Genomic DNA, 25,058 nt, shown 5'->3' with positions numbered 1-25,058 from the left:
CGGGTTCACGCCCATCAGGCTCGCATTGTTCGGATTCTCGGCGATGGCGCGCATGGCGCGGCCGAGCTTGGTCTTGTGCACGAGGAGCAAGAGGCCCGCCATCACGATGAACGCGACGGCGATGATCACGATCTCGGTCGGCGAGATCACGGCGCCTACGCCCGTGTCGGTCGCCTTGATCACGTTGATCGGATCGGTCGAGATCAGCTGCGGGAAGGCCAGCGGGTTACGCGACCAGATCATCATCGCGAGCGTTTGCAGCAGGATCGACACGCCGATGGCGGTGATCAGCGGCGCGAGACGCGGCGCGCGCCGCAGCGGCCGGTACGCGACTCTTTCGATCGTGTACCCGACGAGGGCACACACAATCGCGGCTATCACGAGCGCAATGCACAGCGTGGGGATGTTCCCGAGGCCCGGGAAGTGATTCTGCAACACGTTGATCGCGGAAAGCGCCACCATTGCGCCGACCATGAGCACGTCGCCGTGCGCGAAGTTGATGATGCCCAGAATCCCGTACACCATCGTGTAGCCCAGCGCGATGATGGCGTAGATGCTGCCAAGCACCAGCCCGTTCAGGATCTGCTGGATGAAAATATCCATTTAATGCTCCTTTGCCCGTGCGACCGGATTCGCGCTCGTCATCGGCCGGTGGGCGATGTTTTACGGAACCGCAACGACACTCTCGGGTACTGAAGTAAAAGACCGGTAAAGGTTGGCCACGTCCGGATCGCGTTGCCGCTGTGTTGCAGCTGCTTGCTCGCCGGAAGCGGATGCAAAAACGGCACCGTCGGATGGTTCGGTGCCGTCGGGTTCAACTACCTGTCACTTTCGCGACGACGCTTGCGCGGCGGGCCTCACGGCCAGCCTTGCGTGCGTCATACGTCATGACTCCCACTTTCGGGCTGCCCTTGGCGCAGGCACGGCCGGCGGCGTCGAAAGACGCCGCATGACCGCGCACGGCTTCGGGCAAGCCGGCTGACGGACCCTGCGTCCCTGCCGCGCTACCGTTTACGGCAGCATCGGCCAGAACCTTTTGGTCCATCACGAAAACCGCATTCGTGCCGCCTGCATATGCAACATGCGTGCCAGTCATCGATGTTGCGCTGATGCCTGTTTCGGCACTGCGGAAGAACCACACTGGGCGCGTTGCAACCGCAGCCGCCGAAGACGCGGCAAAAGCAAACTCGACTTGCATTAATCAGGTCTCCTGCGCCTTCCGAAATGCTTGCCTGTAGGGCCTCGCGAGCCCGTTCGGCCCCCAGAACGCGCGCATTGTAACTCCAATTATGCGACCGGCAATATTGTTGAGCCGACAGGGTTTTCCTGCATTGCAACCAATTTTTAAAATAAGAAGACGCGTATGGTTGCACCTTGGGTTGCGCCATATTTTCGTGCACCAGTTGCACCGAAATCTGGCATGACTCGCATCAAGTGTTGTTTCGGCGTGGCGCTATGCCTTATGGGGCGGGCATCGAACATCCGGCCACAGGCATTTAAGTGAATATTGAAATTTCGCACCGAATCGATGCGCGCAGGATTGGAAGCGGCCGAGCCTTCCGAATATGGGGGGTCATACCGAGAAATTCGACCCTGCCCTATAGCGAAAACACTAATACGACCGGGCCGTAGCAACGTGGTTTACCTCACGTTTCGAGTGATATATCCCTATTTAATGGCGCAGGGCGCGCACCGTCGTTTTCGCCGGGCGAAAAAAAAGCGCGCCACTTGGCGCGCTTTACGGCGAATCCGGGGTGAGGCCCGGCGTTCAGGCCGGCTGTCCGAGACCGCGCGGCAGCGGGAACGCGATGCTCTCTTCGATACCCTCGAGCGCGCGCACATTGCGCACGCCAAGCTCGTGCAGACGCTGAATGATCTTCTGCGCCAGCGCCTCCGGCGCCGACGCGCCGGCCGTCAGGCCGATGCGGCGCTTGCCTTCGAGCCAGCTCGGATCGATCTGCTCGGGCGCATCCACCATATAGGCGGGGATGCCGCGCTTTTCGGCCACTTCACGCAGGCGGTTCGAGTTCGAGCTGTTCGGGCTGCCCACCACGATCACGACGTCGCATTGCGGTGCCATGAACTTGACCGCGTCCTGGCGGTTCTGGGTGGCATAGCAGATGTCCTGCTTCTTGGGCTCGCGAATCTCGGGAAAGCGCGCCTTGAGCGCGGCGATGATCTCGGCGGCGTCGTCCACGGACAGCGTGGTTTGCGTGACGAAGGCCACGCGCTGCGGATCGCGCAGGTCGAGCGCCTGAACGTCGGCGATATCCTCGACCAGATACATGCCCTCATGCACCTGGCCCATCGTGCCTTCGACTTCCGGGTGTCCCTTGTGGCCGATCATCACGATGTCGAGCCCCTCGTCGCGCATCTTCGCCACTTCGACGTGCACCTTGGTCACGAGCGGACAGGTCGCGTCGTAGACGCGCAGGCCGCGCGCCTCGGCGTCGGCGCGTACGGCCTTGGACACGCCGTGCGCACTGAAGATGACGGTGTTGCCGGGCGGCACTTCATCGAGCTGCTCGATGAAGATCGCCCCTTTCTTGCGCAGGTCTTCGACGACGTAGGCGTTATGCACGATCTCGTGTCGCACGTAGATGGGCGCGCCGTGGAGCTGGATGGCCCGCTCGACGATCTCGATGGCGCGGTCGACGCCGGCGCAAAACCCGCGCGGCTGAGCGAGCAGGATTTCGGTGTCGGCGAGAAGGGACGTGTCCGTGGTCATGGGCTTTAAAGGATTCCGATGATTTGCACTTCGAACGCAACCGCCTGGCCTGCAAGCGGATGGTTGAAATCGAACAGCGCGGAGGTCTCGTTCACCTCCTTGAGCACGCCGGCGTAGCGCCCGCCGTCGGGCGCGTTGAATTCGATGAGGTCGCCGGGCTTGAACGACTCGCCGATCATCGCGTTATCGCGCAGCGTCTTGAGCGACACGCGCTGGATCAGATCGGGATTGCGCTGGCCGAAAGCGACGCCGGGTTCTAGCTGAAAGGTGGAGTGGTGCCCCACTTTCAGACCCAGCATAATGCTCTCCAACGGCGGCGAAAGCTGCCCGACGCCCAGCAGCAGCGTAGCCGGGCGGTCGACAAACGTATTGACGATCTCGGTGCCATCGGCGAGCGAAAGCCGGTAGTTCAGGGTGACGTGGGAACCGGGTTTCACCTCGGAGATGTCGATGATGCTCATTCGGTACTCGTATTCGTCTGGGCGCGAGCGCAGCGCGTGCGCGCGCGAGGCGCCCTCAAGGGGCCGGTCCGGCCGCCTTCGCGCGGTCGGGAAACCGCTATTGTAAGCCACATAGTTGCTGGACGGCGGCCGCGCGCATGGTGCGCGCCCTGCCCGCCGCGAGGAGATCGAATGTTCGAAATCGCCTGTAGCAAGCCGCTTTGGCGCGACGGCGCCGCGGCCGGGGCGGCTGGCGCGCCGCCAATCGCCCTCGTGCACGACGCGGCGCGACCAATTGCAGTCGCCCCCGTTGCAAGCGCGGAGCGTGCCGAGGCACGGCACCGCGTCATGCCGCGCGAACGCCTGCTCGAATCCGGGGCGGCCGCGCTCTCCGACCTCGAACTGATCGCACTCCTGCTCGGTTCGGGATTGCGGGGTTTTGACGTGTTCGACGTTGCGAGGTCCCTGCTCGGGCACTTCGGGTCGCTGCGCGCCATGCTCGACGCGCAGCGCGAGGAATTCGAGAGCCTGCGCGGCATCGGGCCAGCCAAGGCTTCGACGCTCGTCGCCGTACTCGAGCTCGCCCGGCGCGCGCTCGCCGAGCAACTGGAAGAAAAGCCGTTGATCGATTCGCCCGGCGCGGTTGAAGACTATCTTCGCCTGCTGATCGGTGGACGGGGCTATGAAGTGTTCGTGTGCCTTTTTCTCGATGTGCGGCATCGGCTGATCCGCACCGAAGAGAGCACGCGCGGCTCGCTCACGCGCATGGCGGTCTATCCGCGCGAAATTGTCCGGCGCGCACTGATGCTCAATGCGGCCAGCCTGATCGTCGCGCACAATCATCCATCGGGTGCGGTCCAGCCGAGCGCGAGCGACCGGCGCCTGACTCGGGTGCTGCGCGAAACGCTCGCCCTCGTGGAGGTCCAGCTCGTGGACCATCTGATCATCGGCACGCAGGAGACGTTTTCGTTTGCCCGCCACGGACTCGATTGACCCATCAGCATCGGAACCCATTTTGCAATGGCCTGGCCTGTGCACTGTCACCACGGCACTTGCAAATCGGGTTTGATTTTCCTGGCATTTTTCTGCTAGACTTGTGGTTTGCCTATTTCCAACCCTGTTCCGAAGCCCGTCGCGGCATTCCAGGGGAAATATGGCCTGGGTTCGAGGTTGTCTCTCATCCATACGTGAGCGCGCTCTTATTCCGGCCATTTCTCGCCTGGGAAACTTAAGCGGCTCTCGAACTCAGAATTTCCGTAGGAGTGCACTCATGGCACGTGTATGCCAAGTCACTGGGAAAGCGCCGATGAGCGGCAACAACGTTTCCCACGCAAACAACAAAACCAAGCGCCGTTTCCTCCCGAACCTGCAAAACCGCCGTTTCTGGGTTGAAAGCGAAAACCGTTGGGTGCGTCTGCGCATCTCGAACGCAGGCCTGCGCCTGATCGACAAGAACGGCATCGACTCCGTGCTCGCAGACCTGCGCGCACGCGGCGAAATCTAAGGAGTAAATCATGGCCAAGGGTATCCGCGACAAGATCAAGCTCGAGTCGACCGCAGGCACGGGTCACTTCTACACGACCACGAAGAACAAGCGCAACATGCCGGAAAAAATGTCGATCAAGAAGTTCGACCCGGTTGTTCGCAAGCACGTCGAGTACAAGGAAACCAAGATCAAGTAATTGATCGGGTTTCGAGCCAGACGAAGACAGAAAACCCCGCCTTTTGGCGGGGTTTTTCTTTTTGGCCGCAAGTGCGGCTTTTCGTCCGCTCCCCTCTCGGAGTATGCTTGCCGATTCACCCGCCGCCTGTGCGCACGTCACCGGCAAAAGGCGCCGCAGCGCGGCTCCAGGTGGCACGAAGCAGCAGAACAAGAGAGACGGAGAGGCAGGACCATGAATTTCGATGTAGCGATCGTCGGCAGCGGGCTGGCGGGACTGAGCGTCGCACTGAACCTCGCGGACACGCGTCGCGTGGTGCTGATCGCCAAGCGCGCGATGACCGAGGGCGCGAGCGACCGGGCGCAGGGCGGCATCGCCGCGGTGCTCGATTCGGCCGACAGCGTGGAGAACCATGTGGACGACACGCTCGTCGCCGGCGGCGGCCTGTGCGACGAGGCGGCCACGCGCTATATCGTCGAGCATGGGCGCGAAGCCATCGAGTGGCTGATTGGCCAGGACGTGCCGTTCACGAAGGACGCCGCCGCCGAGCTCGGCTTCCATCTCACGCGCGAGGGCGGCCATAGCCACCGGCGCATCATCCACGCCGCCGACGCCACCGGCCACGCGGTCGTGCAGACGCTGCTCGAGCGCGCGCGCCAGCATCCGAACATCACGATCCTCGAAGACCACCAGGCGATCGACGTCATCACGTCCGATCGTCTCGGTCTGCCGGGCCGCCGCTGCCATGGCCTCTACGCGCTCGATCTGCAGAACGACCGCACGGTGACGATCCAGGCGCCGCACACGGTGCTGGCCACGGGCGGCGCAGGCAAGGTCTACCTCTACACGACCAACCCCGACACGGCCACCGGCGACGGCATTGCCATGGCCTGGCGCGCGGGCTGCCGCGTGGCGAACATGGAGTTCATCCAGTTCCACCCCACTTGCCTCTTCCACCCGCACGCGAAGTCGTTCCTGATTTCCGAAGCCGTGCGCGGCGAAGGCGGCGTACTGCGCCTGCCCGACGGCACGCGCTTCATGCCCGCGCACGACGCGCGCGCGGAGCTCGCGCCACGCGACATCGTCGCCCGCGCGATCGACTTCGAGATCAAGAAGCACGGCATCGACTGCGTGCATCTCGACATCAGCCATCAGCCGGCCGCGTTTCTCGAAGAGCACTTTCCGACGATCCTCGCGCGCTGCCGCGAATTCGGCATCGACATCACGAAAGAGCCGATCCCCGTCGTGCCCGCCGCGCACTACACCTGCGGCGGCGTGGTGACCGACCTGGCCGGCCGCACCGACCTCGCGGGGCTCTACGCCGTCGGCGAGACGTCGTACACGGGCCTGCACGGCGCCAACCGGCTCGCCAGCAACTCGCTGCTCGAATGCCTCGTGATCGGCCGTTCGGCCGCCGAGGCGATCGAGGCGGAAGGCTTTGGCGCGGGCGCGCACGCCCCGCTGCCCGACTGGGACGAAAGCCGCGTCTCCGACTCCGACGAGGAAGTCGTGGTCGCGCATAACTGGGACGAGCTGCGCCGCCTCATGTGGAACTACGTGGGCATCGTGCGCACGGACAAGCGCCTCGAGCGCGCCCAGCACCGCATCGCGCTGCTGCGCGACGAGATTCTCGAGTACTACGCGAACTTCCGCGTGACGCGCGATCTGCTGGAGCTGCGCAATCTGGTCGATGTGGCGTCGCTGATCGTCGAGAGCGCGCGCTCGCGCCGCGAGAGCCGCGGCCTGCACTACAGCCGCGACTGGCCGGGCACGCTGCCCAAGGCGCTGCCGAGCGTGCTCTCGCCGGAGCGCGTGCGCAATCGCACCATGGCGTAACGCGGCGGGACGAGCGCACTGGCACGACGGCGCACCGCCCCTCCGGACGGGCCAGGCCCAGCAAAAAGGCCACCTCTCGCGAGGTGGCCTTTGTTCATTCGGCGCTTGAAACGCGGCGCGCTCAGACGATCCGCATCGAGTAGTCCGTAGCCCGCACGTCCTTGGTCAGCGCGCCGATCGAGACGCGGTCCACGCCCGTTTCCGCAATCGTGCGAACCGTGTCGAAGTTCACGCCGCCCGAGACTTCGAGCACCGCGCGCCCCGCCGTGCGCTTGACCGCTTCACGCATCATCTCGAACGAGAAGTTGTCGAGCAGCACGGACTTCGCGCCATGCGCGAGCGCCACATCGAGTTGTTCGAGCGTCTCGACTTCGATCTGGATCGGCACGCCCGCATCGAGGGCCATCGCCGCGTCCATCGCCGCGCCGACACCGCCCGCCGCCGCGATGTGGTTTTCCTTGATCAGGATGCCATCGTAAAGCGCGAGCCGCTGGTTGGCGCCGCCCCCGACACGCACCGCGTACTTCTGCGCGAGGCGCAGGCCGGGCAGCGTCTTGCGCGTGTCGAGGATGCGCGCCTGGGTATGCGCAATCATGTCGACGTAGCGGCGCGTCACGCTCGCCACGCCCGAGAGCAGCTGCAGAAAATTCATCGCGTTGCGCTCGGCCGTAAGCAGCGAGCGCGCCGGGCCACGCAGCGAGCACACGATGGTGTCCGCCGCCATGCGTTCGCCCTCGCGATAGTGCCAGCGCACCTCGATGCGCGGATCGACGCGCTTGACCACGCCGTCGAACCACAGGACGCCGCACAGCACCGCGTCCTCGCGCACGATGATGCGCGCGTCGCGCACTTCGTCCGCGGGTACGAGGCGGCCCGTCTGGTCGACAGGCCCGACGTCTTCCTCGAGGGCATCCGCGACGTTACGCGCGATCGCGGCATCGAACGCCGCGCCGTATTGCGCGCGCACTTCGTCGAGCACGGGCGCGACGGCCTCCGTTGCGCGCAACGCCTGCGCGCCTTCCTTCAAATTCGTCATCAGGCCGCCCCCACCTGCGAGAACAGCGCGGTGTCGCGCGCGAGATCGCCACTCGCCTGGACGCGACGCTTGTGCTCGGCCGCGAAGGCGAGCATGCGGTCGATCGGCAGGCGCGCCCGCTCGCCAACCGCAGCGTCGACGAAGATCTCGTTATGGCCGCGCTCGAGCACGTCGGCGAGATTCGTGAGGCCGTTCATGGCCATCCACGGGCAATGTGCGCAGCTCTTGCAGGTCGCGCTGTTGCCGGCCGTGGGCGCCTCGATGAAGGTCTTGCCCGGCGCGGCAAGCCGCATCTTGTGCAGGATGCCGAGATCGGTCGCGACGATGAAACGCTGCGCGTCGAGCTTGACGGCGGCGTCGATCAACTGCGTGGTCGAGCCGACCACGTCCGCCAGCGCGACCACGGCCTCGGGCGATTCGGGGTGCACGAGCACCTTGGCGTCGGGATACTCGGCGCGCAGCAGATCGAGCTCGATGCCCTTGAACTCGTCGTGCACGAGGCACGAGCCCTGCCACAGCAGCATGTCGGCGCCGGTCTTCTTCTGGATGTAGTTGCCCAGATGGCGATCCGGTGCCCAGAGGATCTTCTCGCCCTTCGCGTGCAGATCGGCCACGATCTCCAGACCGATCGACGAAGTGACCATCCAGTCCGCGCGTGCCTTCACGGCGGCGCTGGTGTTCGCGTAGACCACCACGGTGCGATCGGGATGCGCATCGCAGAACGCGGAGAACTCGTCAACGGGACAACCGAGGTCGAGCGAGCAGGTCGCATCGAGGTCCGGCATCAGAATGCGCTTGTTCGGGCTCAGGATCCTGGCGGTCTCGCCCATGAAGCGCACGCCGGCCACGACGAGCGTCTGCGCCTCGTGATCGCGGCCGAAGCGCGCCATCTCGAGCGAATCGGCCACGCAGCCGCCCGTTTCGTCCGCCAGCTCCTGCAATTCAGGATCGACATAATAGTGCGCGACGAGCACCGCCTTTTCGCGCTTGAGCAACGCGCGAATGCGCTCCTTCAATGCAACGCGCTCTGCCGCGCTGGGTGCGTCGGGCACCTTCGCCCACGCCTGTCCAACGCTGCAGACGGCACCCTGCGGCCGGTCATATTCGACCTTCCTGATTGCCTGACTCATGATCTCCTCTTTCGGCCAAAGTTCGAGCAACGCTCGTGACTCCGACCCCATGCTCTAGTTGCAGCCCTGCCGATCGCCACGGCTCCAGATCGGTGCATGACACCGGCTTTTCCGCGGCCCCAAAAGAAAAACCCCGCCAGCGCGGGGTTTTGTGACGTACCTGGATTCTAATGGATTTTTTCGAGATTCACGCGGCGCGCATTGGCCGCCGCGAACCTGCGAATCCGCAGAATCAGGCGTAGCGGCGCAGACGCGACGCGAATTCCTGGAGCGCCTTGATGCCGCTTTGCTCGGCACGGTGGCACCAATCCTGGAGCTGCGTGAGCAACTGTTCGCGCGAAGCGCTCGAACGCTCCCAGATTGCCGCGAGTTCGCTGCGCAACTCGATGTACGTGCGCAGCTTCTGGCTGTTCGCGAAGATCTGCGGCAACTGGCGCTTTTGCGGCTCGTTCAGGCTGGCTTCTTCCTTGTCGAACCATTTGCGCGCGCCGCGCATGACCTTGTACTTCTCGCGCTCGCCCACTTCCTTCAGATGCGCGAGCTCCTGGCGATACGCCTGCTTCACGGCCTTCGCATAGCTCGCCATCACTTCATAGCGGTTCGAGAGCACGGCCTGGAGCGTCTCGTGGTCGGCCACGAGCTTGCCCTTGGTGAGGCGCGGCGTGGGCGCGACCTTCTTGACCTTCGCGAGACCGACGGCCTGCATCATGCGGATGTACATCCAGCCGATGTCGAACTCGTACCACTTGTTCGAGAGCTTCGCGGAAGTCGCGAAGGTGTGGTGGTTGTTATGCAGCTCCTCACCGCCGATGATGATGCCGATCGGCAGAAGGTTCGTGCTCGCATCCGACGAGTTGAAGTTGCGATAGCCCCAGAAGTGGCCAAGGCCGTTCACGACGCCGGCGGCCCAGAACGGGATCCACGCCATCTGCACGGCCCACACGGACAGGCCGACCACGCCGAACAGCGCAACGTCGATCACCATCATGATGCTCACGCCGAGGATCGGGTAGCGCGTGTAGACGTTGCGCTCCATCCAGTCGTTGGGCGTGCCGTGGCTGAAGCGGCGCAGCGTCTCTTCGTTCTTCGCTTCGGCGCGATAGAGCTCGGCGCCTTCGAGCAGCACCTTCCAGATGCCGCGCGTCTGCGGGCTGTGCGGATCTTCTTCGGTCTCGCACTTGGCGTGGTGCTTGCGGTGGATGGCGGCCCACTGGCCCGTGAGCATGCCCGTGGTCATCCACAGCCAGAAACGGAAGAAGTGGCTGGCGATCGGGTGCAAATCGAGCGCGCGGTGCGCCTGGCAGCGGTGCAGATACACCGTCACGCCGATGATCGTGATGTGGGTGACCACGGCCACGAACAGCACGATCTGCCACCACGAGAAATGCAGCACCCCGTGGGCGAGGAAATCAAGCAGGGAATTCAACAAGGTAGGTACCCGTGAAACGAAGCGCGCCGGCCTTTCAGCACCGCGCCGATGTCAAGAAAATGAAAGTGACCAGGAGGGGTTGGACGGCATTCTACTAGAACCGTTCCAAGTGTTTGTAACAAATAGAGATTTTTTTCCCTAATGGCGGCCGAGTCAATCTCTGGATCGCATTTTGTGACGGTTTGCCACACTCGCTGAAGCCTTTTCTGCGCCTTCCGACCCCATCTAGCCTTTCGCCGCCTGACGTCACGATCAGAATGACAGCTACGCCTTAACCTCACCTTAAGTGGCGCGAACCGCCCGCTGCGGCCGAGACACGTGCTCCGGCAACCGTTCCCCCATTCTCTTCCCCCATTCTCATCAGGCAGCGCATACGACACGGGGCCGTCCAGCTGCACCGGACGGCCCCGCGCTTTGCCCACTACCGCTCACTTACTCCAGCGCGGCGTCGGGCTCGCTGGCCTCGGACTCCTGCGCGTGGGCGATGGCGTCGGCGGCTTCGGTCGCTGCGGCTGCCTCGTCCGGCGTCGTGACGGCGCCTGCCTTCTTCGCCTTGGGCTGCGCTTCACCGCGGCGCTCGAGCACGGCGGCAAAGAAACCGTCCGTCGCGTGGCGGTGCGGCCACATCGACAGGTACTCGCCAGTGTCGAGGCCCACGCGCTGGTCCGCGAGCGCCTCGCGCGCGCTCACCAGCACGAAGTCGGGGTGAGCTTCGAGGAACTGCTTCACGACCGCCTCGTTCTCGGCTTCGAGAATGCTGCAGGTCGCGTAGACGAGACGGCCACCACGCTTGAGCAGGCGCGCCGCGCTCGTGAGAATCGAAAGCTGCTTGGGCGCGAGCTCGGCGATCGACTCCGGCGACTGGCGCCACTTGAGGTCGGGGTTGCGGCGCAGCGTGCCGAGCCCCGAGCACGGCGCGTCCACGAGCACACGGTCGATCTTGCCGATCAGGCGCTTGATCTTGGCGTCGTGCTCGCTGTCGATCAGCACCGGATTGACATTCGACAGGCCGCTGCGCGCGAGGCGCGGCTTGAGCTTGGCAAGGCGCTTCTCGGAAACGTCGAAGGCGTAAAGGCGGCCCGTCGAGCGCATCATCGCGCCAAGCGCCAGCGTCTTGCCGCCCGCGCCCGCGCAGAAGTCCACCACCATTTCGCCGCGGCGCGGCGCGACGAGCGAGCACAGCAGCTGGCTGCCTTCGTCCTGCACCTCGAACCAGCCGTCCTTGAACGCGTCGAGCTTGGCAAGCGCGGGCTTGCCCGTCACGCGCACGCCGAACGGCGCGAACGGCGTCTCGCCGGCTTCGATGCCGGACTCGCCCAATGCGCGCAGCAGTTCTTCACGATTGGCCTTGATCGGGTTAGCGCGCAGGTCGAGCGGCGCGGGGTAGTTCAGCGCGGCGGCCAGCTGGGCGAGCTCGGCGGCGTCGAAGCGCGTTTCCAGCGCCTTCACGATCCACTCGGGCAAATTGAGCTGCACGCGCTGCGGCAGGCTCGCCGGATCGATCTTCGCGACGTGCTCGAGCCAGTTGGCCTCGGCGTCGGAGACGAACGGGCGGATGGCCGAACGGCCAGCAGTAGCCATCAGGCCGAGCAGCGTGAGGCGCCGCGTCGGGCTGCCGGTGCCGCTCTCGGCCAGGTGCGCGAACTCCATGCGCCGGCGCAGTACCGCGAACACCGCCTCGGCGATCACGCCGCGCTCGGCATGGCCGAGCTTCGGATGCTCGCGGAAGAAACGGCTCGTCACCGCGTCAGCGGGACCCGTGAACTTGAGGACGTCGGCCAGCAACGTCTCGGTTTGTCCGATCAGAAAACCATGCAGCCTCATGCGCCCTCCCCGGCGGTTTGTGCGTTCGCGTTCATGTCGTCAAGGAAGAGCCACTGGGGCTCGGGTGGCGTGAGCGTCACGCGCTCGCCGTCGAGCGCGAGGCGCCCTTCGACGAACCAGCGCACCGCGCGCGGATAAATCACGTGTTCGGTCTTGAGCACGCGCGCGGCGAGCGCCGCGGCGTCGTCGCCCGTGCGCACGGGCACGACCGACTGCACCACGATCGGGCCATGATCGAGCGTCGGCGTGACAAAATGGACCGTGGCGCCATGCACGCGGCAGCCCGCGTCGAGCGCCTTTTCGTGCGTCTTCAAGCCAGGAAAGCTCGGCAGCAGCGAAGGATGAATATTGAGCATGCGACCCGAATAATGCTGCACGAAGCCCTCGGTCAGCACGCGCATGAAGCCGGCGAGCACGACGAGGTCCGGCGCATGGCCGTCGATCGCCCGGGCGAGCGCCGCATCAAAGGAGGCGCGATCGGGATACTGGCGGTGGTCGACGACCGCCGTGGCAATGCCGTGCGACGCCGCGAACGCAAGGCCCGCGGCGTCGGGACGGTTGGCAATCACGGCGGCGACGCGCGCCGGCCAGGCCTCGCTCGCGCATGCGCGCACGATGGCCTCCATGTTGCTGCCCCGCCCCGAAATCAGAATGACGAGATTTTTCATCCGCGGATTTTATCATCGGGGAAGGCGTTGGACGCTCGCGCGGCGGCGATCGACGTCGCGTGCGTTTATAATCTCCTGTTTAGTCGCGGCCGTGGCCGCATAACCGGTCTCGATCGGCGCGCATGGCCCGCGCGCACTTTTCCAGGTTCCCTCAGGTTCCTCCAGGTTCCGCTATCGTGAGAGTCTTCCGCGGTCTTCCCAACGCCGAAAGCCGAGCGCCCTGCGCGCTCACCATCGGCAACTTCGACGGTGTCCACCGCGGGCATCAGGCGTTGCTCGCGCGCGTGCGCGAAGCCGCCGACGCACGCGGTCTGCCCGTCTGCGTGATGACCTTCGAGCCGCATCCGCGCGAGTTCTTCAATCCGGCCAGCGCCCCGCCGCGCATCGCCATGCTGCGCGACAAGCTCGAAGCGCTGCGCGAGAACGGCGTGGACCGCGTCGTGGTCGAGCACTTCAACCATACCTTCGCGAGCCAGTCGCCCGATGCGTTCGTCGAGCGCATCATCGTGGGCGGGCTGCACGCGCGCTGGATGATGATCGGCGACGACTTCCGCTACGGTGCGAAACGCGCGGGCGACTTCGCCTCGCTGCAGGCCGCGGGCCGCGAGCACGGCTTCGAAGTCGAGCAGATGGCAACCGTGGCCGACCCCTCGGGCGTGCGCATCTCCAGCTCCGCCGTGCGCACGCAGCTCGCAGCGGGCGACCTCGATGCAGCGCGCGCCTCGCTCGGCCGCGGCTATGAAATCAGCGGGCACGTCACCCACGGCCTGAAGCTTGGCCGCGACCTCGGCTTTCCCACGCTGAACCTGCCGATCGGCCACAAGCGCCCGGCGCTCAAGGGCATCTTCGTCGTGCAGGTGCACGGTATCGCCGACCACCCGCTGCCCGGCGTCGCGAGCCTCGGCCTGCGCCCGACGGTGGACGACTCGGGCCGCGTGCTGCTCGAAGTGCATTTGCTCGATTGGCACGGCGACGCCTACGGCAAGCTCGTGCGTGTCGAGTTCCTCAAGAAGTTGCGCGACGAAGAGAAGTTCGCCGACCTCGAAACGCTCACCGCCGCGATTGCGCGCGACGTGACGAACGCCCGCGCGTGGTTCGCCGCCGCGGGTATCGACGTAACCGGCAGCCGTTCGACCGGCTTCGCCACCTCGGCCACCGACCGAATTAGGTGACCTGCGGCCCGTGCGTGCGCGCCCTTGGCGTGCGCGACGCGGGTTGTCCCGCCCCCAGGCGCCGCGAGCGAACTTACAGCCGCGTGCGGCGCCCGAGGCGACGGTTGCGCGGCATGGCCGCAATGCTGACGCCGAGCATCCCCCGAATTCCACGTGATCTCACCATGAGCGACAAGAAAGCATCCTCCGGCAAAGCCGCGCAGAAGTCCGAATCGAAGTACCCCGTCAATCTTCTGGACACCCCGTTCCCGATGCGCGGCGACCTGCCCAAGCGCGAGCCGCAATGGGTCAAGGAGTGGGAAGAGAAAGGCGTCTACAAGCAGATCCGCGAAGCCTCGAAGGGCCGCAAGAAGTTCATCCTGCACGACGGCCCGCCGTATGCGAACGGTGACATCCACCTCGGCCACGCGGTCAACAAGATCCTGAAGGACATGATCGTCAAGGCGCGCAATCTCGCGGGCTACGACGCGGTCTACGTGCCGGGCTGGGACTGCCACGGCATGCCGATCGAAATCCAGATCGAGAAGCAGTTCGGCAAGTCGCTGCCGGCCCAGGAAGTGATGCAGAAGGCGCGCGAGTACGCCGCGGGCCAGATCGAGACGCAAAAGACCGGCTTCAAGCGCCTCGGCGTGCTCGGCGACTGGGACAACCCGTACAAGACGATGAACTTCGTGAACGAGGCGGGCGAGATCCGCGCGCTCGCGAAGATCATCGAGAAGGGCTACGTGTTCCGGGGCCTGAAGCCCGTGAACTGGTGCTTCGACTGCGGCTCGGCGCTCGCCGAAGCTGAGGTCGAATACAAGGACAAGACCGATCCGACCATCGACGTGCTGTTCCCGTTCGCGCAGCCCGAGCAGACGGCGAAGGCGTTCGGCCTCGCCGCCCTGCCGCGCGAGGAAGGCGGCATCGTGATCTGGACCACCACGCCCTGGACGATCCCGTCGAACCAGGCGCTCAACGTGCATCCGGAGATCGTCTACGCGCTCGTCGATACCGAGCGCGGCCTGCTGATTCTCGCCGAAGAACGCGTCGAAGCCTGCATGAAGGAATTCGGCCTGACCGGCACGATCGTCGCCACGACGCTGGGCGAGAAGCTCGCGAACCTGCGCTTCCACCACCCGCTCGCCTCGGCGCATCCGGGCTACAAGCGCACCTCGCCCATCTACCTGGGCGACTACGTCACGACCGACACCGGCACGGGCATCGTGCACTCGGCGCCGGCCTACGGCGTGGAAGACTTCGTGTCGTGCAAGGCGCACGGCATGGCCGACTCCGACATCATCAGCCCGGTGATGGGCGACGGCCGCTATATCGAATCGCTGCCCCTGTTCGGCGGCCTCACGATCTGGGCCGCAAACCCGAAGATCGTCGACGCGCTCGACGCCTCCGGCACCCTGCTGCGCAGCGAAAAATACCTGCACAGCTATATGCACTGCTGGCGCCACAAGACGCCCATCATCTACCGCGCCACCTCACAGTGGTTCGCGGGCATGGACGTCACGCCCAAGGACGGCGGCAAGACCCTGCGCGAGACGGCGCTCGAAGGCATCGAGGCGACGGCGTTCTACCCGTCGTGGGGCAAGCAGCGCCTCTATTCGATGATCGCAAACCGCCCCGACTGGACGCTCTCGCGCCAGCGCCAATGGGGCGTGCCGATGGCGTTCTTCGTGCACAAGGAAACCGGCGAGCTGCATCCGCGCACGCTGGAGCTGCTCGAACAGGTTGCGCAGCGCGTAGAGAAGGAAGGCATCGAAGCCTGGCAGACGCTCGATCCGCGCGAGCTGATCGGCGACGACGCCAACCTGTACGAGAAGAACCGCGACACGCTCGACGTGTGGTTCGACTCGGGCACGACGCACTGGCACGTGCTGCGCGGCTCGCACAAGGACGAGCTCCAGTTCCCGGCCGACCTCTACCTGGAAGGCTCGGACCAGCACCGCGGCTGGTTCCACTCGTCGCTGCTGACGGCCTCGATGCTGGACGGCCGCCCGCCCTACAACGCGCTGCTCACGCACGGCTTCACCGTCGACGGCGAAGGCCGCAAGATGTCGAAGTCGCTCGGCAACGGCGTCGATCCGCATGAGGTCGCGAACCGTCTGGGCGCGGAAATCATCCGCCTGTGGATTGCCTCGACCGACTACTCGGGCGAGCTGGCGATCTCGGAGGAAATTCTCAAGCGCGTGACGGAAGGCTATCGCCGCATCCGCAACACGCTGCGCTTCCTGCTCTCGAACCTCTCGGACTTCGACTTCGAGAAGCACGCGCTGCCTGCCGACCAGTGGCTCGAAATCGACCGCTACGCCGTCGCGCTCACGCACACGCTGCAAAGCGACGTGCTGGCCCACTACGACCGCTACGAGTTCCACCCGGTCGTGGCCAAGCTCCAGACGTTCTGCTCGGAAGACCTGGGCGGCTTCTATCTGGACGTGCTCAAGGACCGCCTGTACACGAGCGCGCCGGATTCGGCCGCGCGCCGCGCCGCGCAAACCGCGCTGCACCACATCACGCACAGCCTGCTGCGCATCCTCGCGCCGTTCCTCTCCTTCACCGCCGAGGAAGCCTGGAAGGTGTTCCAGCCGCAAAGCACGACCATCTTCACCGAGACGTTCCACGCGTTCCCCGACATCGCACAGGCGCCCGAGCTGATCGCCAAGTGGACGCTGCTGCGCGACGTGCGCGGCAACGTGACGAAGGCGCTCGAAGAGGCGCGCGTGGCGAACCAGATCGGCTCGTCGCTGCAGGCCGAGGTGCGCATTCTGGCCAGCGGCGCACGTCATGCTGCGCTCGAAAGCTTGGGCGACGACCTCAAGTTCGTGCTGATCACCTCGGCGGCCGAAATCGTCAAGGTGGAAAACGAAGCCGACGAAGGCGTCGAAGTCGTCACCTCGAAGTACCTCAAGTGCGAGCGTTGCTGGCACTACCGCGAAGACGTCGGCGCGAACGCGGAGCACCCGGGCCTGTGCGGCCGCTGCGTGGTCAATCTGTTCGGCAACGGCGAAGCGCGGAGCGCGGCATAATGGCCAAGACGACCCTGCCGAAACAGTCGAAGTCGAGCGGCGCGCGCGGCACGCTCGTGCCGTGGCTCGGCATCGCGGTGATCGTGATCCTCGCCGACCAGCTCACGAAGATCGCCATCTCCAAGGTGTTCAGCTACGGCGAAGGCCGCGTGATCACGCCGTTCTTCAACCTCGTGCTCGTCTACAACAAGGGGGCGGCGTTCAGCTTCCTCGCGGCGGCGGGCGGCTGGCAGCGCTGGGCCTTCACGGCGCTCGGCGTGGTCGCGGCGCTGGTGATCTGCTATCTGCTCAAGCGCCATGCGGGGCAGCGCCTGTTCTGCACCGCACTCGCGTTGATACTCGGCGGCGCGCTCGGCAACGTGCTCGACCGCCTGATGTACGGCCATGTGATCGACTTTCTCGACTTCCACCTGGGTTCGTCGCACTGGCCGGCGTTCAACGTTGCCGATAGTGCGATCACCGTGGGCGCCATCCTGCTGGTGTTCGACGAATTGCGGCGCGTGCGCAGCGCGCGCTGATCGTCTCTAATGCGTGTCTCGGAGAAAGGGGGAGACCTGACTTGAACACCTCCGCTGCAAATCCCGGCGAGCTGGCTGGGCGCCACCTCGTGCTCGGCATGACGGGCGGCATCGCCTGCTACAAGATCGCCGAGCTCACGCGCCTGTTGACCAAGGCCGGCGCAACCGTGCAGGTCGTGATGACCGAGGCGGCCACGCAGTTCATCACGCCGGTCACAATGCAGGCGCTCTCGGGCCGGCCCGTCTACACGAGCCAGTGGGACGGCCGCGTGCCCAACAACATGGCGCACATCGACCTCTCGCGCGACGCCGATGCCATCGTCGTCGCGCCCGCCTCCACCGACTTCCTCGCGAAGCTCGCGCACGGTTTCGCCGACGACCTGCTCGCCACACTGTGCGTCGCGCGCGACTGCCCGCTGCTGGTCGTGCCGGCCATGAACCGGCAGATGTGGGGCAACCCGGCCACGCAGCGCAACGTCGCGCAGCTGCGCGCGGACGGCATCGAGACGCTCGGCCCCGACTCCGGCCCGCAGGCTTGCGGCGAGATCGGCGACGGGCGCATGCTGGAGCCGGAAGCCATCTACGAGGCCATCGTCGCGTTCTTCGCGCCGAAGGTGCTGGCAGGCCGCAAGCTGCTGATCACCGCGGGACCGACCTTCGAGCCGCTCGACCCGGTGCGCGGCATCACGAACCGTTCGAGCGGCAAGATGGGCTTTGCGCTCGCGCGCGCGGCACAGCAGGCCGGCGCCCACGTGCATCTGATCGCGGGCCCCGTTGCGCTGCCCACGCCGTGGGGCGTCTGGCGCGAAGACGTGCAGACCGCGCAGCAGATGTACGACGCGGTGATGCGCGAGGCGAGCGACGCCGATGTCTTCATCGGCGTGGCGGCGGTGGCCGACTGGCGCGTCGATCACGTCGCCGAGCACAAGATCAAGAAGACGGCCGAGCACCGCATGCCGACGTTCAGCTTCGTCGAGAACCCCGACATTCTGGCTTCGGTCGCGGCCATGGCGAATCCGCCATATTGCGTGGGGTTCGCCGCCGAAAGCGGCGACCTCGACGTGCACGGGGAAGAAAAGCGCGCACGCAAGAAAGTGCCGCTCTTGATCGGCAATCTCGGCCCGCTCACGTTCGGCCGGGACGACAACGAAGTCGTGCTGTTCGAGGCCGGCGGCCGCACGCCGCTGCCGCGCGCGGCCAAACAGGCGCTCGCGCAAACGCTGATCGCCGAGATCGCGCGGCGTCTGCCGGACCCGAGCATCATCTCGTGACGCGCGCGCCGGCGCCCTCGCGTGCCGGCACGCGGCGCCACGAACGAAGTGAAGGAGCAGTACTGCCATGACACTGCTATCCGTGCTGGACCAGTCGCCCGTGATCGCCGGGCACACCGCGGCGGACGCCATTGCCGCCACCGTCGAACTCGCGCAGCTCGCCGACGACCTCGGCTACACGCGCTACTGGTGCGCCGAGCACCATGGCCTGCTGGGCGTGTGCAACCCCGCTCCCGAAGTCATGCTCGCGCGCCTCGGCAGCGTGACGCGGCGCATCCGCATCGGCTCGGGCGGCATCATGCTGCCCTACTACAGCCCGTTCAAGGTCGCCGAGCAGTTCATGATGCTCGAAGCGTTGTTCCCCGGTCGAGTCGACCTGGGCGTGGGCCGCGCGCCCGGCGGCGACATGCGCACCGCGCAGGCCGTCGCGGCGGGCGCGTACAACCGCGGCGACCAGTTCACGCAGCAGGTGCAGGATCTCGTCGGCCTGATGGACGGCACGCTCGCCGCCGACCACCTCGCGCACGGCGTCGTGCTGCAGCCGCAGATCGACACGCGCCCGCAGCTCTGGGTGCTGGGCTCGAGCGACTTCGGCGGCGCGCTCGCGGCGCAGCTGGGCTTGCGTTTCTCGTTCGCGCACTTCATCAACGCGCACTTCGGGCACCTCGTGGCCCATGCCTACCGCGACACCTTCCAGCCGGGCCACGAAGCGAAGCCCTATCTGGCGTGCGCGGTGTTCGCGATCTGCGCCGATACCGAAGCCGAAGCCGCCGACCTCGAAAAGGCCGTCGACCTGCGCCGCGTGCAGATGGCCTACGGCCTGAACGCGCCCATTCCGAGCCTCGAACAGGGCCGCGCGCAGGAATACGGCGAGCGCGAGCAAATCGTGATCGACCGCGAAAAGCCGCGCAGCGTCATCGGCACGCCGGAGAGCGTCGCCGGGCGCCTGCTTGCGCTCAAGGACAGCTTCCGCGCCGACGAGCTCATCGTGCTGACCGTCGCAGGCAGCTACGCGGCGCGTCTGCGCTCCTACGAACTTCTCGCCGAGGCCTTTCAGCTGCCTCGAAACTGACCTAAACCCGACCCCGATCGAATCGGAGCCTCATGAAAATCGACATCAAGATCCTGAACGAACGCATGCGCGACCAGCTGCCCCACTACGCGACGCCGGGCAGCGCGGGCCTCGACCTGCGCGCCTGCCTCGAAACGCCGATCACGCTCGAGCCGGGCGAAACGAAGCTCGTGCCGACCGGCCTCGCGATCCATCTGGCCGATCCCGGCTATGCGGCGCTGATCCTGCCGCGCTCGGGCCTCGGCCACAAGCACGGCATCGTGCTCGGCAACCTCGTCGGCCTGATCGACTCCGACTATCAGGGCGAGCTGATGATCTCCACCTGGAACCGCGGCCACACCACGTTCACGCTCAATCCGATGGAGCGCCTCGCGCAGCTCGTGATCGTGCCGGTGGTGCAGGCGCAGTTCAACCTCGTCGACGACTTCGAGCAGAGCGAGCGCGGCGCGGGCGGTTTCGGCAGCACGGGCAAGCACTGAGCTTCACGCAAGTGCAGCAAGCAACAAAAAAGCACGCCGCGGCGTGCTTTTTTGCTTCTGGAGCCTCTTAGATCGACCCTTGAGTTTGCGCCGCGGGTTGCCGCCGGCGATACCACAGCGCATACACCACCACGAGCACCGCCTGGAACGCGAGCCCATACGCCAGCGTCATGCGGAATTCGCGCGTGAACGCCGTGCCGACCAGGATGCCGAGCATCAGCACCGCGCCCAGCACGCTCGTGAACGGAAAGCCCCACATGCGGAACTGGAGCGGCGCGCTTCCATCGCGCCCACGACGCACGCGGAAGAAAATCTGCGTCACGAAGATCATGAGCCACGTGAACATCGCGCCGAACATCGCGATCGACATCATCAGCGTGAACGCCGCCTGCGGCCAGAGCGCGTTGAGCACGGCCGCCACCGCAATGCCGATGGTCGAGAGCGAGAGCGCCGCCGTCGGCACGCCCTGGCGCGTGAGGCGCCCGAACGCCACCGGCGCGTAGCCGGCGCGCGAGAGGCTGAACATCATGCGCGTGGTGATATAGAGCTGGCTGTTCATGGCCGAGAGCGCCGCCACGAGCACGATGAAGTTGATCGCGCCTGCCGCGTACGGCACGCCGGTCTCGGCCATCACCTTCACGAACGGGCTCTCGTTGCCGCCCGCCTGCGTCCAGGGGACGATGGCCAGCATGAGCGCGAGCGTGAGCAGATAGAACAGCACGAGGCGCAGCACCGTGGCGCGGAACGCGCGCGTGACGGCGCGTGCCGGGTCCTTGGCTTCCGCCGCAGCAACCGCGATGGTTTCCACGCCCAGATAGCTGAAAAGCGAAACAATCGTGCCCACCCAGACGCCCCACCAGCCCTTCGGCATCAAGCCGCCGTGCGACGTATAGTTCGCGAACCCCACGCCCGAAGCGGCTGGAGCGCGCCACACGAACCAGGCGCCCAGCACGATGAACGCGACGATGGCGGCAATCTTGAGGCTGGAAAAGAGATACTCGATGGTGCCGTAGGCGTGCACGCTCATGGCGTTCACGACGATCAGCGCCGCCGAGAACCCGACGATCCAGTACAGCCCCGGCACGTGGGGAAACCAGAACTTCATGTAGATGGCGATGGCCGCGACTTCGGTGCCCACGGCGAGCACATAGGCGGACCAGTACGCGTAGCGCACGACGAAGCCGGCGAGCGGGCCGATATAGTGCTCGGCATACGCGCCGAACGAGCCCGACGTGGGATGCGCGACGGTCATCTCGGCCAGCGCGCCCATCAGCAGCAAGGCGATCAGCGCGCCAATGGCGTAGGACACGAGCACGCCCGGCCCGGCAAAACCGATGGCAAAGCCGCTGCCGAGAAAGAGCCCGGTGCCCACCGCGCCGCCGATGGCGATCATCGTCATCTGGCCTGCGGACAAGCCCTGGCGCAGCCCCTGCTCGCGCTCGACGATGGAGTCGAACGCGCCCGATTTACGTGGTACCACTATTACACCCCTGCTTTGCGCAAGCGCTTTGAGGCACTGCGCATCGTGAAAACGCCGACGGCGAGATAAACCCGCATTTTACTTTGAGGCGGCTCATCGGCCGTGGCGCCCCGGTACCGGTTCGCGCAACGGGTCGCCCAAATTTGCTTCGGATTCCTGATTCTTATCACCAAAATAAAACGGCGTAGCCCATATCGAGCTACGCCGTTGCGCCTTGACGCTTGCGCGCTTTTCGCGCCGCTTACTCCACTTCCACCGCTTCCGGATTGCGCGGCGCCGGCTGCGCGTCGAACGTGAGCTGGATCTTGTCCTCCGCGTCCACGTCCACGGTCACGCGGCCGCCGTTCACGAGCTTGCCGAACAGCAGTTCGTCGGCGAGCGCACGGCGGATCGTGTCCTGGATCAGGCGCTGCATCGGCCGCGCGCCCATGAGCGGGTCGAAACCGTGCTTGGCCAGATGCTTGCGCAGGGCGTCGGTGAAGAGCGCGTCGACCTTCTTCTCATGCAGCTGGTCTTCCAGCTGCATGAGGAACTTGTCGACCACGCGCATGATGATTTCCTCATCGAGCGCACGGAAGCTGATCGTCTGGTCGAGCCGGTTGCGGAACTCGGGCGTGAACAGGCGCTTGATGTCGGCCATTTCGTCGCCCTGCTCGCGCCGGGTCGTGAAACCGATCGTCGACTTGTTCATCGTGTCGGCACCCGCGTTCGTCGTCATGATGATGATGACGTTGCGGAAGTCCGCCTTGCGGCCGTTGTTGTCGGTCAGCGTGCCATGGTCCATCACCTGCAGCAGCACGTTGAAGATGTCCGGGTGCGCCTTCTCGATTTCATCGAGCAGCAGCACGCAGTGCGGCTTCTTCGTGACGGCTTCGGTGAGCAGACCGCCCTGGTCGAACCCCACATAGCCCGGCGGCGCGCCAATCAGACGGCTCACCGCATGACGCTCCATGTATTCCGACATGTCGAAGCGGATCAGCTCGATGCCGAGCGTGAACGCGAGCTGGCGCGCCACTTCGGTCTTGCCGACGCCGGTCGGGCCGGAGAACAGGAACGAGCCAATCGGCTTGTCGGTCTTGCCCAGACCCGCGCGCGCCATCTTGATCGAGGCGGCGAGCGCGTCGATGGCCGGATCCTGGCCGAACACCACGGCCTTCAGATCGCGGTCGAGCGTCTGCAGCTTGCTGCGATCGTCCTGCGACACGCTTTGCGCCGGCACGCGCGCGATCTTCGAGATGATCTCTTCGATCTCGCTCTTGCCGATGGTCTTCTTCTGCTTGGACTTCGGCAGGATGCGCTGCGCCGCGCCCGCTTCGTCGATCACGTCGATGGCCTTGTCGGGCAAATGACGGTCGGTGATGAAGCGTGCCGAAAGCTCAGCCGCCGCATTGAGCGCGCCCGACGAATACTTCACGCCGTGGTGCTCCTCGAAACGCGACTTCAGACCCCGCAGGATCGCGACCGTCTGCTCGACCGTGGGCTCGACCACATCGACCTTCTGGAAGCGCCGCGACAGCGCCGCATCCTTTTCGAAGATGCCGCGGTATTCCGTGAAGGTGGTCGCGCCGATGCACTTGAGCGTGCCCGACGACAGCGCCGGCTTGAGCAGGTTCGACGCATCGAGCGTGCCACCCGAAGCGGCGCCCGCGCCAATCAGCGTATGAATCTCGTCGATGAACAGGATCGCGTGCGGACGCTCCTTGAGCTCCTTGAGCACCGTCTTCAGACGTTGCTCGAAGTCGCCGCGGTATTTCGTGCCCGCCAGCAGCGCGCCCATGTCGAGCGAGTAGACCTGCGCATCCGCGAGAATGTCCGGCACTTCGCCGCGCGTGATGCGCCAGGCGAGGCCTTCCGCGATCGCGGTCTTGCCCACGCCGGCTTCACCCACGAGCAGCGGATTGTTCTTGCGGCGGCGGCACAGCACCTGCACCACGCGCTCGACTTCCGACTCGCGGCCGATCAGCGGATCAATGCGCCCGTCCTTCGCCATCTGGTTCAGATTCTGCGTGAACTGGGCGAGCGGGGTTTCCTTCTGGCCTGCCGCGTCTTCGGCTTCGGCATTCGCGTCGCTGGCCTTGGCGGCTTCGCCGCTACCGGTCTTCGCGATGCCGTGCGAAATGAAATTCACCACGTCCAGACGCGTGACGCCCTGCTGCTGCAGGTAGTACACCGCGTGCGAGTCCTTCTCGCCGAAGATCGCGACCAGCACGTTCGCGCCCGTGACTTCCTTCTTGCCGTTGGAAGTGGACTGCACGTGCATGATCGCGCGCTGGATCACGCGCTGGAACCCGAGCGTCGGCTGCGTATCGACGTCGTCCGTGCCGGGAACCGTAGGGGTGTTGTCGTGAATAAAGTTGCGCAGGTTCTGTCGCAGGTCTTCGATATTCGCGGCGCACGCTCGCAGCACTTCCGCCGCCGTTGGGTTATCCAACAGCGCCAGCAACAAGTGCTCGACCGTGATGAACTCATGCCGCGCCTGACGTGCTTCCATGAACGCCATGTGCAGGCTGACTTCCAGTTCCTGGGCAATCATGCTTCCTCCATCACACACTGCAGCGGATGTCCCGCTTGCCTTGCATGGGTAACGACTTGCTCAACCTTGGTCGACGCGATGTCCCGCGTATAGACCCCACAAACGCCCCTGCCCTCGCGATGCACCTTCAACATGATCTGTGTTGCGGTCTCGCGGTCCTTATTGAAATATTCCTGCACGACCATCACGACGAATTCCATCGGCGTGTAGTCGTCATTCATCAGCACGACCTTGTACATGGAGGGCGGTTTGACCTTTTGCTCCTGCCGCTCCACTACAGTTGAATCCTGCTTGTCCGGGATAATCGCCATACACCCATTCTAAACAACTCGGACAGGCCCGCAATCCTGCCGAAACCCGACCGGCCGTCCGGTGAACCGGGCCACGGCGCCTCGCGGACAATCCTGGCGCAGCCCCCGATTCCGGACTCGATCAGCCTCGCCCAAGCCACACTTCAAACCACATTGTGGCGGGCGCCCGGCTGCGGGGCCGGTTCGAACCATTGTGCCAGCAGCTTTCGGGCCACCGTCGAATCGAGTATCGCACAACCTGCGCGAGCACGTGGGCAGCTACTGTCGGCATCCGCACGCACGCTGTCAGATTTCGTGCTGCAGTGCATCCCATGTGAGTCGATTATGCGACTTTTCAAGACAGCTCGTGCAACTCGGACCGGATAAAAAACGAACCCGATGAATGCGTCGACAACCGGCTGCGATTCCTGTCAGACAGAGGCGCAAGAAAAGCCGGAAAAACCCTGGAAATGC

Annotated in this window: 22 protein-coding genes; 10 read left to right on the top strand and 12 right to left on the bottom strand. The window is 65.3% G+C overall.

The window, feature by feature from the left end:
• The 4 genes from BO1_RS26940 to BO1_RS26925 form a co-directional block, all read right to left on the bottom strand.
• On the bottom strand, positions 1-603 hold a 603-nt coding region (locus BO1_RS26940), incomplete at its 3' end, for a branched-chain amino acid ABC transporter permease (protein ID WP_043286622.1).
• Between the two features lie 211 nt (positions 604-814).
• On the bottom strand, positions 815-1,198 hold the full coding sequence (locus tag BO1_RS26935; protein WP_028220218.1) for a hypothetical protein: 384 nt from the start codon (positions 1,196-1,198) through the stop codon (positions 815-817).
• 570 nt (positions 1,199-1,768) lie between these two features.
• The gene (gene ispH, locus BO1_RS26930) at positions 1,769-2,728 is read right to left on the bottom strand and encodes a 4-hydroxy-3-methylbut-2-enyl diphosphate reductase (RefSeq protein WP_028220217.1); all 960 of its coding nucleotides are present in this window, start codon (positions 2,726-2,728) and stop codon (positions 1,769-1,771) included.
• Between the two features lie 5 nt (positions 2,729-2,733).
• The gene (locus BO1_RS26925) at positions 2,734-3,189 is read right to left on the bottom strand and encodes an FKBP-type peptidyl-prolyl cis-trans isomerase (RefSeq protein WP_028220216.1); all 456 of its coding nucleotides are present in this window, start codon (positions 3,187-3,189) and stop codon (positions 2,734-2,736) included.
• A gap of 171 nt (positions 3,190-3,360) precedes the next feature.
• On the opposite strand from BO1_RS26925, the gene radC reads away from it, so the two are divergent.
• The 4 genes from radC (at position 3,361) to nadB (ending at position 6,665) form a co-directional block, all read left to right on the top strand.
• A complete protein-coding gene (gene radC / locus BO1_RS26920) occupies positions 3,361-4,161 on the top strand; it encodes a RadC family protein (RefSeq protein WP_084688208.1) in 801 nt (266 codons plus the stop codon).
• 277 nt (positions 4,162-4,438) lie between these two features.
• Positions 4,439-4,672 (top strand): 50S ribosomal protein L28, encoded by a 234-nt coding sequence (gene rpmB, locus BO1_RS26915; RefSeq protein ID WP_027817503.1) that lies wholly within the window; start codon positions 4,439-4,441, stop codon positions 4,670-4,672.
• A gap of 10 nt (positions 4,673-4,682) precedes the next feature.
• Positions 4,683-4,850 (top strand): 50S ribosomal protein L33, encoded by a 168-nt coding sequence (gene rpmG / locus BO1_RS26910; protein WP_027817504.1) that lies wholly within the window; start codon positions 4,683-4,685, stop codon positions 4,848-4,850.
• 213 nt (positions 4,851-5,063) lie between these two features.
• Entirely contained in the window at positions 5,064-6,665 is a 1,602-nt protein-coding gene (nadB, locus tag BO1_RS26905) for an L-aspartate oxidase (protein ID WP_028220214.1), read from the top strand.
• Between the two features lie 121 nt (positions 6,666-6,786).
• On the opposite strand, the gene nadC is transcribed toward nadB, so the two are convergent.
• The 5 genes from nadC to purN all read right to left on the bottom strand — a co-directional run bounded on the left by nadC (position 6,787) and on the right by purN (position 12,752).
• Positions 6,787-7,701, bottom strand: coding sequence for a carboxylating nicotinate-nucleotide diphosphorylase (gene nadC / locus BO1_RS26900; RefSeq protein ID WP_043286619.1), 915 nt, complete (start codon positions 7,699-7,701; stop codon positions 6,787-6,789).
• Positions 7,701-8,831, bottom strand: coding sequence for a quinolinate synthase NadA (nadA, locus tag BO1_RS26895; protein WP_028220212.1), 1,131 nt, complete (start codon positions 8,829-8,831; stop codon positions 7,701-7,703). The genes nadC and nadA overlap by 1 nt, the downstream gene beginning before the upstream one ends.
• A 232-nt stretch (positions 8,832-9,063) precedes the next feature.
• Entirely contained in the window at positions 9,064-10,260 is a 1,197-nt protein-coding gene (locus BO1_RS26890; RefSeq protein WP_028220211.1) for a DesA family fatty acid desaturase, read from the bottom strand.
• 432 nt (positions 10,261-10,692) lie between these two features.
• The gene (locus BO1_RS52840) at positions 10,693-12,084 is read right to left on the bottom strand and encodes an RsmB/NOP family class I SAM-dependent RNA methyltransferase (RefSeq protein WP_084688207.1); all 1,392 of its coding nucleotides are present in this window, start codon (positions 12,082-12,084) and stop codon (positions 10,693-10,695) included.
• Positions 12,081-12,752, bottom strand: coding sequence for a phosphoribosylglycinamide formyltransferase (gene purN, locus BO1_RS26880; protein ID WP_028220210.1), 672 nt, complete (start codon positions 12,750-12,752; stop codon positions 12,081-12,083). The genes BO1_RS52840 and purN overlap by 4 nt, the downstream gene beginning before the upstream one ends.
• A 176-nt stretch (positions 12,753-12,928) precedes the next feature.
• Here purN and BO1_RS26875 point away from each other — a divergent pair, with 176 nt between their 5' ends.
• The 6 genes from BO1_RS26875 (at position 12,929) to dut (ending at position 20,281) form a co-directional block, all read left to right on the top strand.
• A complete protein-coding gene (locus BO1_RS26875) occupies positions 12,929-13,924 on the top strand; it encodes a bifunctional riboflavin kinase/FAD synthetase (RefSeq protein WP_028220209.1) in 996 nt (331 codons plus the stop codon).
• Between the two features lie 164 nt (positions 13,925-14,088).
• Entirely contained in the window at positions 14,089-16,941 is a 2,853-nt protein-coding gene (gene ileS, locus BO1_RS26870; RefSeq protein WP_028220208.1) for an isoleucine--tRNA ligase, read from the top strand.
• Positions 16,941-17,459 (top strand): signal peptidase II, encoded by a 519-nt coding sequence (lspA, locus tag BO1_RS26865; RefSeq protein WP_028220207.1) that lies wholly within the window; start codon positions 16,941-16,943, stop codon positions 17,457-17,459. The genes ileS and lspA overlap by 1 nt, the downstream gene beginning before the upstream one ends.
• A 41-nt stretch (positions 17,460-17,500) precedes the next feature.
• On the top strand, positions 17,501-18,730 hold the full coding sequence (coaBC, locus tag BO1_RS26860; RefSeq protein WP_281179203.1) for a bifunctional phosphopantothenoylcysteine decarboxylase/phosphopantothenate--cysteine ligase CoaBC: 1,230 nt from the start codon (positions 17,501-17,503) through the stop codon (positions 18,728-18,730).
• A 67-nt stretch (positions 18,731-18,797) separates the two neighbouring features.
• Positions 18,798-19,802, top strand: a complete 1,005-nt coding sequence (locus BO1_RS26855; RefSeq protein ID WP_028220205.1) for an LLM class flavin-dependent oxidoreductase — start codon at positions 18,798-18,800, stop codon at positions 19,800-19,802.
• Positions 19,803-19,834: 32 nt separating this feature from the next.
• Positions 19,835-20,281 (top strand): dUTP diphosphatase, encoded by a 447-nt coding sequence (gene dut, locus BO1_RS26850; RefSeq protein ID WP_028220204.1) that lies wholly within the window; start codon positions 19,835-19,837, stop codon positions 20,279-20,281.
• Positions 20,282-20,348: 67 nt separating this feature from the next.
• Here the strand turns inward: dut and BO1_RS26845 are convergent, their stop codons facing one another.
• From BO1_RS26845 to clpS, 3 genes are all read right to left on the bottom strand, one after another.
• Positions 20,349-21,761, bottom strand: a complete 1,413-nt coding sequence (locus tag BO1_RS26845; RefSeq protein WP_043286614.1) for an amino acid permease — start codon at positions 21,759-21,761, stop codon at positions 20,349-20,351.
• Between the two features lie 241 nt (positions 21,762-22,002).
• Complete coding sequence (clpA, locus tag BO1_RS26840; protein WP_028220202.1) at positions 22,003-24,294, bottom strand: ATP-dependent Clp protease ATP-binding subunit ClpA; 2,292 nt, start codon at positions 24,292-24,294, stop codon at positions 22,003-22,005.
• On the bottom strand, positions 24,291-24,605 hold the full coding sequence (gene clpS / locus BO1_RS26835; protein ID WP_028205276.1) for an ATP-dependent Clp protease adapter ClpS: 315 nt from the start codon (positions 24,603-24,605) through the stop codon (positions 24,291-24,293). The genes clpA and clpS overlap by 4 nt, the downstream gene beginning before the upstream one ends.
• Positions 24,606-25,058 lie beyond the last annotated feature (453 nt).

Source organism: Paraburkholderia oxyphila NBRC 105797, assembly GCF_000685075.1.
GTDB classification, from domain to species: Bacteria; Pseudomonadota; Gammaproteobacteria; order Burkholderiales; family Burkholderiaceae; genus Paraburkholderia; species Paraburkholderia oxyphila.
This window is presented reverse-complemented; position numbering and strand designations above follow the sequence as displayed.